Origin of the sequence: Halorubrum sp. SD683 (genome assembly GCF_002135045.1) — an archaeon.
GTDB classification, from domain to species: domain Archaea; phylum Halobacteriota; class Halobacteria; order Halobacteriales; family Haloferacaceae; genus Halorubrum; species Halorubrum ezzemoulense.
This window is the reverse complement of sequence record NZ_NEWJ01000004.1, coordinates 1-13,084: the sequence shown is the minus strand read 5'-3', so window position 1 is coordinate 13,084 and position 13,084 is coordinate 1. Positions and strand designations below refer to the sequence as shown.

General features: G+C 68.5%; 16 protein-coding genes and 1 tRNA gene. 10 read left to right on the top strand and 7 right to left on the bottom strand.

What is annotated here, in order from left to right:
- Positions 1–72 precede the first annotated feature (72 nt).
- On the top strand, positions 73–843 hold the full coding sequence (locus B9G49_RS02610; protein WP_086215324.1) for a ribonuclease H-like domain-containing protein: 771 nt from the start codon (positions 73–75) through the stop codon (positions 841–843).
- Between the two features lie 56 nt (positions 844–899).
- Here B9G49_RS02610 and B9G49_RS02605 read toward each other — a convergent pair whose 3' ends face one another.
- Together B9G49_RS02605 and B9G49_RS02600 are read right to left on the bottom strand one after the other, a co-directional pair.
- Positions 900–1,781 (bottom strand): hypothetical protein, encoded by an 882-nt coding sequence (locus B9G49_RS02605; protein ID WP_198943800.1) that lies wholly within the window; start codon positions 1,779–1,781, stop codon positions 900–902.
- 263 nt (positions 1,782–2,044) lie between these two features.
- Positions 2,045–3,193 carry a polymer-forming cytoskeletal protein gene (locus tag B9G49_RS02600; protein ID WP_086215322.1) on the bottom strand — a complete coding sequence of 383 codons (1,149 nt, stop codon included), beginning with the start codon at positions 3,191–3,193 and terminating at the stop codon, positions 2,045–2,047.
- Between the two features lie 126 nt (positions 3,194–3,319).
- Between B9G49_RS02600 and B9G49_RS02595 the strand changes: the two genes are divergently transcribed.
- From B9G49_RS02595 to B9G49_RS02570, 5 genes are all read left to right on the top strand, one after another.
- Entirely contained in the window at positions 3,320–3,499 is a 180-nt protein-coding gene (locus B9G49_RS02595) for a DUF5786 family protein (protein WP_049929958.1), read from the top strand.
- Positions 3,500–3,615: 116 nt separating this feature from the next.
- Positions 3,616–3,873, top strand: coding sequence for a hypothetical protein (locus B9G49_RS02590; RefSeq protein WP_086215321.1), 258 nt, complete (start codon positions 3,616–3,618; stop codon positions 3,871–3,873).
- 107 nt (positions 3,874–3,980) lie between these two features.
- Complete coding sequence (locus tag B9G49_RS02585; protein WP_086215320.1) at positions 3,981–4,178, top strand: DUF5800 family protein; 198 nt, start codon at positions 3,981–3,983, stop codon at positions 4,176–4,178.
- Positions 4,179–4,755: 577 nt separating this feature from the next.
- Entirely contained in the window at positions 4,756–5,139 is a 384-nt protein-coding gene (locus B9G49_RS02575; protein WP_086215319.1) for a hypothetical protein, read from the top strand.
- Positions 5,140–5,141: 2 nt separating this feature from the next.
- Positions 5,142–5,354, top strand: coding sequence for a helix-turn-helix transcriptional regulator (locus B9G49_RS02570; protein ID WP_049929951.1), 213 nt, complete (start codon positions 5,142–5,144; stop codon positions 5,352–5,354).
- A gap of 35 nt (positions 5,355–5,389) precedes the next feature.
- Here B9G49_RS02570 and B9G49_RS02565 read toward each other — a convergent pair whose 3' ends face one another.
- On the bottom strand, positions 5,390–6,691 hold the full coding sequence (locus B9G49_RS02565) for a PQQ-binding-like beta-propeller repeat protein (RefSeq protein WP_086215318.1): 1,302 nt from the start codon (positions 6,689–6,691) through the stop codon (positions 5,390–5,392).
- Between the two features lie 114 nt (positions 6,692–6,805).
- On the opposite strand from B9G49_RS02565, the gene B9G49_RS02560 reads away from it, so the two are divergent.
- Complete coding sequence (locus B9G49_RS02560) at positions 6,806–7,006, top strand: hypothetical protein (protein ID WP_049929948.1); 201 nt, start codon at positions 6,806–6,808, stop codon at positions 7,004–7,006.
- A 213-nt stretch (positions 7,007–7,219) separates the two neighbouring features.
- Here B9G49_RS02560 and B9G49_RS02555 read toward each other — a convergent pair whose 3' ends face one another.
- From B9G49_RS02555 to B9G49_RS02545, 4 genes are all read right to left on the bottom strand, one after another.
- On the bottom strand, positions 7,220–7,849 hold the full coding sequence (locus B9G49_RS02555) for a glycosyltransferase family 2 protein (RefSeq protein ID WP_049929946.1): 630 nt from the start codon (positions 7,847–7,849) through the stop codon (positions 7,220–7,222).
- Positions 7,850–7,960: 111 nt separating this feature from the next.
- Positions 7,961–8,135: transfer RNA gene (locus B9G49_RS16465), tRNA-Trp, on the bottom strand.
- Between the two features lie 118 nt (positions 8,136–8,253).
- A complete protein-coding gene (locus tag B9G49_RS02550; RefSeq protein WP_086215317.1) occupies positions 8,254–8,478 on the bottom strand; it encodes a DUF5795 family protein in 225 nt (74 codons plus the stop codon).
- A gap of 109 nt (positions 8,479–8,587) precedes the next feature.
- The gene (locus B9G49_RS02545; RefSeq protein WP_086215316.1) at positions 8,588–9,604 is read right to left on the bottom strand and encodes a DUF5794 domain-containing protein; all 1,017 of its coding nucleotides are present in this window, start codon (positions 9,602–9,604) and stop codon (positions 8,588–8,590) included.
- 525 nt (positions 9,605–10,129) lie between these two features.
- On the opposite strand from B9G49_RS02545, the gene guaB reads away from it, so the two are divergent.
- The 3 genes from guaB to B9G49_RS02525 all read left to right on the top strand — a co-directional run.
- Entirely contained in the window at positions 10,130–11,617 is a 1,488-nt protein-coding gene (guaB, locus tag B9G49_RS02535) for an IMP dehydrogenase (protein ID WP_086215315.1), read from the top strand.
- Between the two features lie 201 nt (positions 11,618–11,818).
- Entirely contained in the window at positions 11,819–12,406 is a 588-nt protein-coding gene (locus B9G49_RS02530; RefSeq protein WP_049929939.1) for a HalX domain-containing protein, read from the top strand.
- A 72-nt stretch (positions 12,407–12,478) separates the two neighbouring features.
- Positions 12,479–13,084 (top strand): DEAD/DEAH box helicase (locus B9G49_RS02525; protein WP_143414676.1); only part of this gene is annotated, 606 nt, incomplete at its 3' end.

Below are 13,084 nucleotides of genomic sequence, written 5' to 3'. Positions count from 1 at the left end.
TAGCTCTTCGTCGGTCGGGGCCGCCCGCCCGCTCCCGTCGGCTTTTTAGCTACGCGTCGCGCCGGAACGGACATGCGCATCGAGAACAGCTTCATCCCCGTCGAGGGGGTGGGCGAGACGACCGAACGACGCCTCTGGGGGCGGGGCGTCACCACGTGGGAGGCGTTCGACCCCGGGGTCGACGTCGCGGGCGTCGGGACGACGACCGCGGACCGGATCGAGTCGTTCATCGCGGAGGCGCTGACGCGGCTCGACGACGGCGACGCGGCCTACTTCGACCGCGAGTTCCCCTCCGGCGAGCGCTGGCGGCTCTACGAGAACTTCCGCGAGGAGACCTGCTTCTTCGACATCGAGACCACCGGCCTCGACGAGCGCCGCGACCGCGTGACGACGGTCAGCTTCCATCAGGGCGGCGAGACGACGACGCTCGTCGCGGGCGAGGACCTCACCGCGCGCCGGCTCCGGGAGCAGTTCGCGGACTCGAGCCTGCTCGCGACGCTCAACGGCGCGCGCTTCGACGTCCCCTTCCTCGAAACATCCTTCGACGTCGAAATCGACACGCCCCACCTCGACCTGATGTACCCGGCCAAGCGGATCGGCCTCTCGGGCGGGCTGAAACCGATCGAGAAGGAACTCGGGATCGACCGCGAGCGCCCGGATATCTCCGGCCGCGACGCGGTGCGCCTCTGGCGTGAGTACGAGCGCGGCGACGAGGAAGCGCTGGAGACGCTCGTCTCGTACAACCGCGAGGACACCGTGAACCTCCGGGCGCTCGCAGACGCGGTCTGTGAGGCCCTCGACGATGAAGTGTTCGTCGCCGCCCCGGACGGAGACGGCGACTGAGAGGGATCCGATAGCTCGGCGGGTATGGACCGATCGAGTGGCCGTCGCCGAGGCCGTTACCGACGCAGGACGGTGCCGCTGGATCCGACGACGACCGCGTCGCCGTCGACGTCGACCGCGTTCAGGTTCTCGCCGGTCGGCGTGTCGAGGACGATCCGGTCGTCGGCGGTCGACTCCTGAACCACCCCGCCGCTGCCGACGACGTAGCCGGCCTCGCCGTCGGTCTCGACGTCGACGAGGTCGGCGTCGCCGAGGGCGTCGGGCGTCCAGTTCGCGCCGTCGTACGTCAGGAGCGTCCCGTTGCCGCCGGAGACGGCGACGTCGTCGGGGGCGTCGCTGTCGAGGCCGTAGAACGTCACGTTCGCGTCCTCGATGCCGATCGCGTTCCACGTGACGCCGTCGTCGGTGCCGAACACGCGCCCGTTCGTATCGATCGCGTGTCCGCTTCGGGGGGCGTGGAAGTCGATCGCGGGGAGCGCCGAGCCGCTCCCGGGCGTGACGTAGTCCCACGTCCCCGTCGCGCCGTTCTCGAAGCTGTAGTAGATCTTCCCCGAGTCGCCGGCGACGTACACGTTCGCCTCGCCGGCGGCGCCGGTGACCGCGACGTCGTTGTAGTTGTTCGTGTTGTCCATCGGCGCGGAGCGGTCAACGAGCGTGTCCGTCGCGGGGATGTACTCGCCGATGGCGCCGCTCGCGCCGACGAACCAGACGCGCTCGCCGTCGTCGGTGACCGACGCGCCGTAGAGGTTGTTCCCGTTTCCGGTCGGGCCGCCGTCGCGGAGCGTTAGCCAACCCTCCTCGGCGGGCGCGGTGAGCACGCCGCCGCCCCCGACCGCGAAGCGACCGGCGTTCGCCGACACCACGTCGTGAAGCGTGCTGTCCGTCTCGGTCGCCTCGACGGTCCAGTCCCTCTCCGCGGCCGCGGCTACGCTTGTCACGCTTCCCGATGCGACGATCGCGCCCAGCCCCGCCAGCGTCGCGCGGCGGGTCGCCGTCAGTGATCGGCTCATGTCGCACTCGGCCGTTTCGGCGGCCGTTGTAAGTGCCTTGTGTCCGTTCAGACAATTTGTGAAATTAAAACGGCTAAAATCGGGTTAAACGTCCGCCGAACTGGCGGCTCATCTGCGTTAATGTATCTCCTGAGGCTTCGATACAGCTGTTCTGGGATCGGCGGGTACTGGCCGAAGACGTTCTCTCCCGGTCAGGAGTCGTCCTCTGATTCGACCGCCTCCGTCGCCGCCCCGGCGTCGGCGGTCACCGCTGCGGTCCCCTCGGCGTCGGACTCGCCGTCTGTCTCGGGGGCGTCATCCTCGCGCGCGGACTCCGTCGTCTCGTTCTCGGTCCCGTCGCCCGGATCGGCGTCGTCATCTCCGACTCCGTCCGACTCCTCACTGTCGACTCCGTCCGACTCCTCACTGTCGACTCCGTCCGGCTCCTCGCTGTCGACTCCGTCTGACCCTCCGGCTTCGGCTCCTCCCCCTTCCTCGACTTCGTCCGCCTCGGTCTCGGGGCCCGTCCGCTGTACCAACTTCATCTCGCCGCGCGCCCGGAGCGTGCCCTGTATCTCCGCGCCGTCGTACACCACGAGGTCGCCGGCGGAGACGTCGCCGAGGACGCGCGCGCCGGCCTCGACGGTCACGGTTCCGCCCCGGGTTGTCACGTCGCCGTGAATGACCGTCTCCGCGCCCACGGTGATGTCTTCGCGGGCGCGCAGCGAGCCGAACACCTCGTTGCGCTCCCCGACGCGGATCGACGCCGCGCGGAGGTTGCCGTGGAGCCGGCAGTCGTCGCCCACGGTCGCCGGCGTCGACACGCGCCACGCGTCGTCGGCGATCTCGGCGCTCCGCGGGATCAAGAGTGGGTCGCGGACGTCGTCGCCGTCGGCGAGCGCCTCGGCAAGTTCGTCGGCCGCGTCGGTCTCGCCGACGCGCAGCAGCTGCGAGAGGACGATGAAGTAGAAGACGATCGTCGGCACCGGGTTGCGGATGACGATCCAGCCGTTGGCCTCGAACCCCTCCTCGATCGTCACGTCGTCACCGATGTCGAGGTCGCCCGACACCATCAGGCGCCCGGTGACGGTGACCCGCTCGCCGAGGTACGCGTCCTCGCCGACCAACACGTTGCCGTCGACGGAACACCAGGTGTCGAGCCGGCAGTCTCCCTCGGCCTCGATGTCGTCGCCGACGCTGACGCGCTCGCCGATTGCGACGTTGCGGCCGCGGACGCCGAGCTCGACGGTCGACTGGCCGCCCACGAGCACGTCGCCGTCGACGACGACGTCGTGCTCCTCGACGGTCGTCCCCGAGGGGACCGCGAGCTCCTCTATCGGGCCGCCTCCTCGCAGCGACACACCGGGAGCAGTCGCCCCGCGCGTATAAACGGTACGGGGCGTCGGACGAACGTCGGACGCGAGTGAATCGCTCTCGCACGGGATCGCGGTCGCGGTGCTTTTCAGTGCGCCGCCAAACGGACAGGTATGGGATTCGGATCGTACGACGAGAGCGAACAGAAGGACCAGGACGTCGATACCGACGAGGACGACGCGGTGAACGTCCACGAGAACGACCACGACGGTGAGGTCTCCATCGAGGGCGACGCCGACACCGACGACCTCGTCGGCCGCCTCTCCGAGATGCGCGACGAGGACGACGACTGAACTGCCCCTCTCCTGTCACGCTTCGACGCGACTCGGCGCCGACCGGCCGTGGCCCATGTGCGTACAGTTCGCACACCCGATTCGGATTTATCTGTTTCCGCGGCGTGTGTTACTCTATGCCACGGAGGCACAAACTATCGAACCGATCTAGCCGTTCGACGCGGAGCAACCGCCGGAAACGGACGCGCGGTCCCGATCGGCTCGCCGCCGCCGACTCGGAAGATAGCGACGGCGAGGACGCGAACGCCGATTCCACTTCGGCCGCGACGGTCGCGCTCGCTCGCCGCCTCTGCGCGAACGGGAACGAACAGGCCTGCGAGACGCTCGAACGACTCTGCGAGTCCGGCCACGACACCGCCTGTAACGCGATCTGACCCGGACCCACGGCCGACTCGCCGCGGGCAGGTCTCGTGATACACCTCGAAACCGCCGACTCCCTGTGTTCGTGCCGCTTATCCCCTCTCGTCGAGTATCTGAGCGCATGCGTACCGAACTGACGTTCACCGACCGCGGGGTCGACGTCGTCTACGAGGGGACCGAGTTCGAACTGGAGAAGACGCTGATCGAGGAGGCCACCGGGAAGTCGTACCGGGACGTCACCGACCACGAGGTCCTGACGATCGTCGCCGAGGACCCGGAACTCGACGGCGAGCCGGTCCGGATCGGCGACGTGTTGTGACTCCTCCCACGACTACACTCCTGTCTCTTACCCACAAGTTCACCGAGTCCCAAACAGACGTTTCAGACGCTGTCGAACCAAATCTATTCTCGAGAGATCGAGGTGAGGAGCGATTCGGACGGTGATATCGGCAGTGGGGGGTTGTTGAATGTGGTAAACGAGATCAGCAAAATCGTCCCATGGAAGTGTTAAGTCTGTAGATATCGAGGTTTCAACCGGATTTATTGACTTCGACAACGACTCGATTTGTGGGTAAGAGACAGGACTACACTCGTGGGCTTTCATCACTGAGGGGTAGGTCCACGTCTTCGGGAGTTCGCAGGTTCCATCTCACCGCTGGTTCCTTCGAGTATGACCTGCCTTGCGGGCTGGGCCACGACAGCCCCCGCCGTCGATAGCGGGCTCGTGATCTCCTTACCGACGGCCCGCTGCCCGATATTTGACGCAATTCTCGCGAGGGAGGGGTCTCGCGCCGGTTAGTAGAGTAAGAAATATATAACGTTAGATCAAATTTACATCTAGAGGTGACCACTCCATGCGACCTCAGACGCGATACCGCATCGGACGAGCCGTTCACATGCTCGTGACGGTACTGACCCTCAACCTCGGACTGGCCCGCGAATCGGCCCCGCTCATCGCGGGCGGCGCGGTGCTGTTCGTCGCGTTCTTCCCGGTCAGCCGGACGCTCGCCGACCGCGTCGGTCACACGCCGATCGACGAGCGCACCCGCGAGATCACGCGGACCGCCGCGAGCCGCGCCGTGATGCTGCTGTTCGGGGCCGCGCTCGCCGTCTTCCTCCTCGGGTCCGCTCTGGAGGCGACGGGCGGACTCGCCGGCGTCGCGGCGACCGCCTACGCGCAGGCCCGCGTCGTGGTGGTGTGGGCCGCCGTCGCGATCTGCGTCTCCTCCGTCGCCCACGGCACGCGGGCTTGGGTCCGACGGCGGGGCGTGGAGGCGTAACCGTGGAGTTCGAGACGCGTATCCGGGAGCTCCGCGAAGAAGCGGGGTTGACGCAGGCCGAACTCGCCGACCGCGTCGACGTGACCCGGCAGACGGTCCTCTACGTCGAGAAGGGTGAGTACAACCCCTCCCTGGAGCTCGCGTGGCGGATCGCGCGAGAGTTCGACGCCCGAATCGAGGAGGTGTTCGAGCTACCCGATCGACCGCGGCCGTGAGCGGTCTCGGCGGTCCTCCACCGCAGCCACGCCGCTCACTCCGCGGCGACGAGCTTGTACCCGCCGCCGTCGGTGTCTCCCCCCTCCGGGTCGGGAGCGCGCTCGGCGTAGTAAATCTCCCCGTCGACGACGCGGGGGGCGCTGGTGATCCAGCCGTCGTGGTCGACGCGCCACACCTCGTCACCGGAGTCGGCCTCCAGCGCGTAGAGCGTGCCGTCCTTCGACCCCGTCAGCACGCGGTCGCCGGCGACCGTCGCGCAGCCGGTGAGCGGGCGGCCGGTCCGGAAGCGCCACTCCACGTCCCCCGTCGCCGCGTCGAGCGCGTACAGGTGGTCGTCGTGACTGCCCATGTACACCACGTCGCGCTCGGGGTCGATTGCGGGCCCCGTCATCGAGAGGTCGCCCGTCTCGAAGCGCCAGTCCTCCTCGCCCGTCTCCAGGTCCACGCGGTACACGTTGAAGTCCCACGAGCCGAAGAAGGCGGCGCCGTCGTACGTCGCGATCGGGCCCTTGATCTCGCCGTCGTTGGACGCGGGCGGGTCGGTCGCGAAGCGCCACTGGAACTCCAGCTCCGGGAAGCTCCAACAGTAGCAGTAGCCGTCGTTCGACCCGCACACCATCCGGCCGGCGGCGAGCGAGACCGCGGGCGAGGAGTGGGGGTGGTCGGTGGGACGGTGGTCGGGCTCCTCCCACGTCACGTCGCCCGTCGCCGCGTCGACCGCGAACAGCCGCCCTTCGGGGTTTGGAAACTCGACCGAGACGTACAGCTCCCCGTCGAGGTACAGCGGGCTCGACCCGATCGAGCCGCCGAGGTCGGTCGACCACTTCAGGTCGCCGGAGTCGAGCGCGAACGCGTAGAGGACGCCGTCGTACGCGCCTACGTAGGCGTGACCGTCTGCGACCGCGGGCGTCCCGTGGATCCCGCGCCCTCCCGCGTCGGTCTCGCCGCACCAGCGAACGTCCCCGTCGGTCGTTATCGCGAGGAGGTCCCCCGTGTCGCCCGGGAGGACGACGCCGCCGTCCGGGGTCGGCACCGCGCTCGCCTTCGCCGCGCTGTGGTCGCCGGTGTTGACCGCCGGGATCCGCCACGCCTCTTCGACCGCGTCGGGCACCGTCTCGTCCGGGTAGTACCCCCACCGCTCCAGCGAGCCGCGGAACTGCGCCACGCCCGGAGGTATCGTCTGTCGCGTCGCGTCCCCCGCGCCGGGGTCTACGTCCGGGGCCTCGCGGGGCTCGTCCACGGGCGGGTTGTCGAGCGAGGCACAGCCGGCCGCGGCGGTGGTCGTCGCTGCGCCGACCGCGGCGAGCCACTCGCGTCGGGAGCGGGCGTCGGTCATCGGGCTAGCCCTCGGGTCGGTGTCGCTTTAGTGTGGCGGCCCCGTCGGCGGCGAGCGCGTCGATGGCGCGCGTCCGACCGGACGACTTTTTCCGACGGTGGCCGAAGCGAGGGTATGGACCTCGGATTCGATCTCGGCGCGAACGTCCCGTCTGGCGTGTTCACGCTTCACGCCGTCATCGCCGTCGTGTTCCTAGGACTGGCGGGCCTGAACGGGGCGAACGGCGAGGCGATCGGACTGGCGATCTACCTCGCGATGGCGGGCATGATCGCGCTCGTCGGCTTGCTCGCCGGGCGGATCGTGGCTCGCCGCTGACCGGAACTTTGCCGACGCTTCGCGAGACGCGGTCGATACCCGTCGAAGCCGTCTCGACCGATCACTCCCGTCGGCCTCGGTGAGCGCGATCCGCCGTCGCGGACAGGCACCACGGCGCCCACAAGAGGGGGCGAGAAGCTCTCGAACCCGTTCGTCGACGCGTAGGGATCCAGACACAACGTCCCCGATACGTATCGCGACTACGTCCAGCGCCTACGACCGACGTGGGGCAAGCATCAGGTACCGCAGCACGTGGAAGAGCTGTCTGCCGTGTTTCCAAGCGATCCCGCGCGGTTTCTGAATCGAGCGCGTCTCTGCGGGAACCTCTCCGATCCTCGCCCCGTTGGCGGCCGCCTCTAACACGAACGTCCCACAGGTACAGGCCGTGTCGAGATCGAGCGACACGGCCAGTTCGCGACGGAGCGCGCGAAACCCCGTACCCGAGTCCCGCACGTCGATCTTCAACCGCGCCAGTTCGTTGAGTAGCCGTTCCGAGGGGCGCGGAATGGTCGATCTGGCACCGAGGACCAGATCCAACTTGCCGTCTCTGACCGGTCGAACGAGACGGTCGACGTCTTCGGGACGGTGTTCCCCGTCGGCGTCGAACGTGACGACGATCTCGGACGTCGCCTCTCGGAACCCGCGTTTCAGCGCGCGGATATAGCCCGCGTTCTCCGGCTGTCGAACGACGTCCGCTCCCGCGTCCTCGGCCTCCGCCGCCGTGGCGTCCGTCGAGCCGTCGTCCACGACCAGCACGGCATACTCGTCGACGAGATCACGAACGACCGGCCCTATCCGACCCGCCTCGTCGTAGGCCGGAACGACAACGGTGACATCGTCCATGAGCTATATTGCCAACATCTGCTCCTATATGTATCGTGTATACGCCGGCTCCCAAGCACGGACTCAGCGAGCTACTGTAGTCCGCCGACTGGGACCTCTGAAGCAAGGGTATGGGGCCGGAGGGATTTGAACCCCCGATCGACTGATATCTCCGGTGCGCCTCGGAACTCCAGAGGGTCGTCAACGCGACCGATGATCAGTCGGCCGCTCGGTATATCAGTCTGGAGTGTCGTCCCGGGCGCAAGCCTCTGGAGTCAGTCGCCATGCCTGGCTTGGCCACAGCCCCGCGTGATCTCGCATTGGTCCGTTGCCGAAACGCGGATAAAGGGGTTTCGATCACGGACGATCCGACGACGTGGCGGCGGCGAGCGAACGCGCGCGACACGGCGGCGATCCGACCGGCGTTACTCTCGGTCGTCGTCGCTCCAGTCGCAGTCTTGGCACTTGTACCCGGTGACGAACTCGGTCACGCTCGGCATGTACCCGACCGAGATGACGTCCCCGCCGCACTCCGGGCAGTCGCGGTCGGCGTCTGCGATCGGTTCGGCCTCCAGCACGGACTCTCCTTCGATCAGCTCTGCGAGCTTCTCGGGCGTCACCATCCGCCCCTGAACGACGCGGTTCGACATACCGTCCGTTCGGGGTCGAGTACCTAAACCCCGGCGACACGCGGGGCGATCACGGAGCCGTGCGATCCGGGGCAGACGTCGGATATGTCGGTCGCCGGCTACACCGGGCTTACAGCCACGGCGCGCGGGAGTCGTCGTCGGTGAACGGGTCCGCCCCGTCGTCGTCGGCGTCCCGACTCTCGCCGCCGTTCGCGAGGACGGCGACGTCGTCGTCGACGATCGGGGAGGGCCCCTCAGGCGGCGCGTCGAGCGGCGGTTCGCTCGGCGCTTCCTCCGACTCTTCGTCGGCGTCGGTGGGGTCGGCGTCCGACTCGTCTGCGCCGTCGATGGGACCGTCCGGCGCGTCGTCGTCGGGCGCCTCGTCGTCCCCGGCGGCGCCCTCTTCTCCCTCCGAGTTCGGGTCGTACGCGAACAGGGTCGTCACCGCGAGCACCGCGAGCGCGACGGGCGCCTCCGTCTGCATGAGGTCGAACGGGCCGAGCAGGATCGGCAGCGCGAGCACGCCCAGCGCGACCGCGGAGCCGAACCGGAACCGATCGATGTCGACGCGGCCGCGGAGGTGCGGCGACAGCAGCGCGATCGACAGCGCGAACGCCACGCCCACGGCGGCGGCCGCGGTGCCGTTGACGACGTACTCGGTCGAAGTCCGCAGGGCGAACCCCGACGGCTCGAAGCTCGCGACGAGGCCGAGTCCGATGATCACGCCCGGGCTCGGCAGGTATTCGCCGATTTCCGAGCTAGCGGTCTTCGCGGCGATCGTCAGGATGACCAGCCCGGCGAACCGCTCGAAGACGGGCAGGTTGAGCAGCTCCTGGAGAGTTGGCGCGAGGGCCGCCTCGACGGCGGCGACCGGGATGATCACCGCGCCGATCAGTAGCACGGACGCGACCATCTCCCGACGGGTCCCGTCCATCTCCGCGAGGATCACCGCAGCGGTCGCGGAGCCGCCGAAGATCAGGATACCGGTCTCGACGACGCCGGTGGCCGATCCGAGGACGCCGGCGACGACGAGGGCGGGGAAGATGCCGTCGATGAGCGGCAGGACCATCACGGTCGCGAGCAACTTCGTCGCGCTCCCGACCTGCTGTTCTAATCGCAGGGCGACCGGGTGACGTGACGTGCTCATTTAGGGACGATAGCCCTGACCGTCGGGGTGGCGGTGGGACGCGTGCGACTCGCAGTGGTCTGGGGACCAGCACGCGGAGTCCACGCCGCGGGAGGTCCGACGAGCCCATGTAAAGGGTTTGCGCGGATTGCCGGCTGTGAAGCGGACGCCGAGGTCGGCGTTCGACTGGCCGGCGATACGCGCGTTCACGGGACTGTCGGAGTCCATACCTGATATACGTGTTTCGGTCGCGTTAAAGGTTGTGTGAGACGCGTCCGCATGACACGACGTATTCACGGTGAACGCGCGGCTCCGACGAGGAACCGTCGCCGCTTTCGGGGCTTCTCCGATCATCTCTCGGCTCCGGCTCTCACTCCGGACGCAGAGCGGCTTCGACGGGCCGAACGGACTCAATCGTTCTCGAACCGATCGCGTCTCGGCCGATTGATAACCATGATCATGTATATAATGGGGATTCGAATGTGAGCAACAACCACGTCCGTGCCGTCTCGCAACGCTTTTCATCGGCCGTTCATGACGGATTATATGGCGACAGATTCTGGCCGATTCTCGGCGAAGCTCGATGTCCCGGAAGCGCTGACGTTCGACGACGTGCTCCTCCGTCCGAAAGAGAGTCGGGTCGAGCCCGACGACGCGGACCTGACGACGCGCGTGTCGAAGCACGTCGAACTCACCGTCCCCGTGCTGTCGGCGGCGATGGACACCGTCACCGAGAGCGACCTCGCGATCGCGATGGCCCGCGAAGGCGGCCTCGGCGTCCTCCACCGCAACATGACCGCCGAGGAGACGGCCGCCGAGGTCGAGCGCGTCAAGCGCGCGCACGAGCTCGTCATCCGCCGCGAGAACGTCGTCACAGTCTCGCCCGACGACACCGTCCGCGAGGCCGACGAGGTGATGGAGCGGCAGGGCGTCTCCGGCGCGCCGGTCGTCGCCGACGACGACACGGTCCTCGGTATCATCTCCGGAACCGACATCCGGCCCTACCTCGAAGTCGGCGAGGACGACGCCGTCCGCGAGGCGATGACCGACGAGGTGATCACCGCCCCGGACGACGTCGATGCGCGCGAGGCGCTCGAACTGATGTACGATCATAAGATCGAGCGCGTCCCCATCGTCGACGGCGACGAGCGGCTCGTCGGGCTGGTGACGATGCAGGGGATCCTCCAGCGCCGCGAACACGAGGACGCCGCCCGCGACGACCGGGGGCGCCTGCTCGCCGGGGTCGCCGTCGGCCCCTTCGAGGAGGAGCGCGCCGTCGCGGCGGATCAGGCCGGCGTAGACGTCATCTTCATCGACTGCGCGCACGCCCACAACCTCAACGTGCTCGACTCGGCGGAGGCGATCAAAGCGACCGTCGACGCCGACGTGGTCGTCGGCAACGTCGGCACGCGCGAGGCCGCCGAGGCCGCGGTCGACTTCGCCGACGGGCTGAAGGTCGGCATCGGACCGGGCTCTATCTGTACCACGCGCGTCGTCAGCGGCGCGGGCATGCCCCAGATGACCGCGGTCGCGGAGGTCGCGGACGTCGCCGCCGAGCACGACGTGCCCGTGATCGCCGACGGCGGGATCCGGTACTCCGGCGACGCGATCAAGGCGATCGCGGCGGGCGCGGACGCCGTGATGCTCGGCTCGTACTTCGCCGGCACCGACGAGGCCCCCGGCCGCGTCATCACGATGCAGGGGAAGAAGTACAAGCAGTACCGCGGGATGGGGTCGGTCGGCGCGATGAAGTCCGGCGGCGGCGACCGCTACCTCAAAGAGGAGGACGAAGACGAGGAGTTCGTCCCCGAGGGCGTCGAGGCGGCGACCCCGTACAATGGGAGCCTCGCCTCCGAGCTCCACCAGCTCACGGGCGGGATGCGCTCCGGGATGGGGTACGTCGGCGCGGAGACCGTCCCCGACCTCCACGAGCGCGCGGAGTTCGTCCGCGTCTCGACCGCGGGCCAGAGCGAGAGCCACCCGCACGACGTGATGATCACGGACGAGGCGCCCAACTACAGCCCGGACGAGTAACCGGAACCGACCGCCGACCGAGCGCGGTCCCTGTCGGGTCGCCCCCCACCGCGTCGCGCTGCGCCTCGTCGACTCCGGTCGCGTCTCGTCCGATCGCGTCCGGCCGAGCGACCGATCAGCGTGGCGCTTCGAAGAGGTATTTTAATATAGCCAGCGGAGAGACGAAACGTGTGAGCGAACACCCCCTCGCTCCCGTCATCCATGAGTGAGCAACCGCCGCTGGTCCTCGTGGTCGAGGACGAACCCGATCTGGCTGACCTGTACGCCGCTTGGCTCGGCGACGAGTACCGCGTCCGGACCGCGTACGGCGGCCGCGAGGCGCTCGACCAACTCGACGAGGTCGACGACGAGGTCGACGCGATCCTCCTCGACCGACGCATGCCGGGTCTCTCCGGCGACGAGGTCCTCACGGCCGTCCGCGAACGGGGCATCGACTGTCGGGTCGCGATGGTCACCGCCGTCGAGCCAGACTTCGACATCCTCGAGATGGGGTTCGACGACTACCTCGTCAAGCCCGTCACGAGCGAGACGCTCCGAGAGACCGTCGAAGGGCTGTTACGGCGCGGCGAGTACGACTCGGAGGTCCAAGAGCTGTTCTCGCTGACCTCCAAGAAGGCGATGCTGGAGTCCGAAAAGAGCGCCAGCGACCTCGCGGACAACGAGGAGTACCAGCGGCTCACCGGTCGGATCGACGAGCTCCGCGAGCGGGCCGACGAGTCGCGCGACGCGGTCGCGACCGACGACGAGGACTACGAGAAGCTGTTCCAAGACTTCGACGCCGACGGGTAGTCGGCGACCGAACGGGTTCGAGAGGGGGCGCCGCGGACTCTTTATCAGCGATCCGGCCGAAGGCGTGTTCGTATGCGCGTCCGGGACCTGCCGCTTTCGTCACGCGTCGTCGACCACTTCGCCGAGCGCGGCGTGCGCGAACTGTACCCGCCGCAGCGCGCGGCGGTCGACGCGGGCGTCTGCGAGGGCGCCGATGTCGTCGCGGCGGTGCCGACCGCCTCGGGCAAGACACTCGTCGCACAACTTGCGCTCCTGACCGCCGACGGCCCCGGGCTCTACGTCTGCCCGCTCCGCGCGCTCGCCCGCGAGAAGTACGAGACGTTCGCGGCGCTCCCCGGCGTCGACGTCGGCATCTCCACCGGCGACTTCGACGCGACGGGCGAGGCGCTCGCCGGCAACGACGTGGTCGTCGCTACGAGCGAGAAGGTCGACTCGGCGATCCGCAACGGCGCCTCGTGGGTCGACGCGCTGGCCTGCGTCGTCGTCGACGAGGTCCACCTGCTCGGCGCGACGGGGCGCGGACCGACCCTCGAAGTGACGCTGGCGCCGCTCCGCCGCCGGAATCCGGCCCTCCAGACCGTCGCGCTGTCGGAGACGGTCGACCACCCCGAGGCCACCGCCGACCGGCGCGCCGCCGCGCTCGCGGCGCCCGCGTGGCCGCCCGTCCACCTGCGGCCC

What these genes read in the sequence shown, in the direction of transcription:
- B9G49_RS02610 (WP_086215324.1), top strand. Translation starts at nt 73, where the DNA reads ATGCGCATCGAGAACAGCTTCATCCCCGTCGAGGGGGTGGGCGAGACG.
- B9G49_RS02595 (WP_049929958.1), top strand. Translation starts at nt 3,320, where the DNA reads ATGGGATTCGGATCGTACGACGAGAGCGAACAGAAGGACCAGGACGTC.
- B9G49_RS02590 (WP_086215321.1), top strand. Translation starts at nt 3,616, where the DNA reads ATGCCACGGAGGCACAAACTATCGAACCGATCTAGCCGTTCGACGCGG.
- B9G49_RS02585 (WP_086215320.1), top strand. Translation starts at nt 3,981, where the DNA reads ATGCGTACCGAACTGACGTTCACCGACCGCGGGGTCGACGTCGTCTAC.
- B9G49_RS02575 (WP_086215319.1), top strand. Translation starts at nt 4,756, where the DNA reads ATGCTCGTGACGGTACTGACCCTCAACCTCGGACTGGCCCGCGAATCG.
- B9G49_RS02565 (WP_086215318.1), bottom strand. Translation starts at nt 6,691, where the DNA reads ATGACCGACGCCCGCTCCCGACGCGAGTGGCTCGCCGCGGTCGGCGCA.
- B9G49_RS02560 (WP_049929948.1), top strand. Translation starts at nt 6,806, where the DNA reads ATGGACCTCGGATTCGATCTCGGCGCGAACGTCCCGTCTGGCGTGTTC.
- B9G49_RS02555 (WP_049929946.1), bottom strand. Translation starts at nt 7,849, where the DNA reads ATGGACGATGTCACCGTTGTCGTTCCGGCCTACGACGAGGCGGGTCGG.
- B9G49_RS02550 (WP_086215317.1), bottom strand. Translation starts at nt 8,478, where the DNA reads ATGTCGAACCGCGTCGTTCAGGGGCGGATGGTGACGCCCGAGAAGCTC.
- B9G49_RS02545 (WP_086215316.1), bottom strand. Translation starts at nt 9,604, where the DNA reads ATGAGCACGTCACGTCACCCGGTCGCCCTGCGATTAGAACAGCAGGTC.
- guaB (WP_086215315.1), top strand. Translation starts at nt 10,130, where the DNA reads ATGGCGACAGATTCTGGCCGATTCTCGGCGAAGCTCGATGTCCCGGAA.
- B9G49_RS02530 (WP_049929939.1), top strand. Translation starts at nt 11,819, where the DNA reads ATGAGTGAGCAACCGCCGCTGGTCCTCGTGGTCGAGGACGAACCCGAT.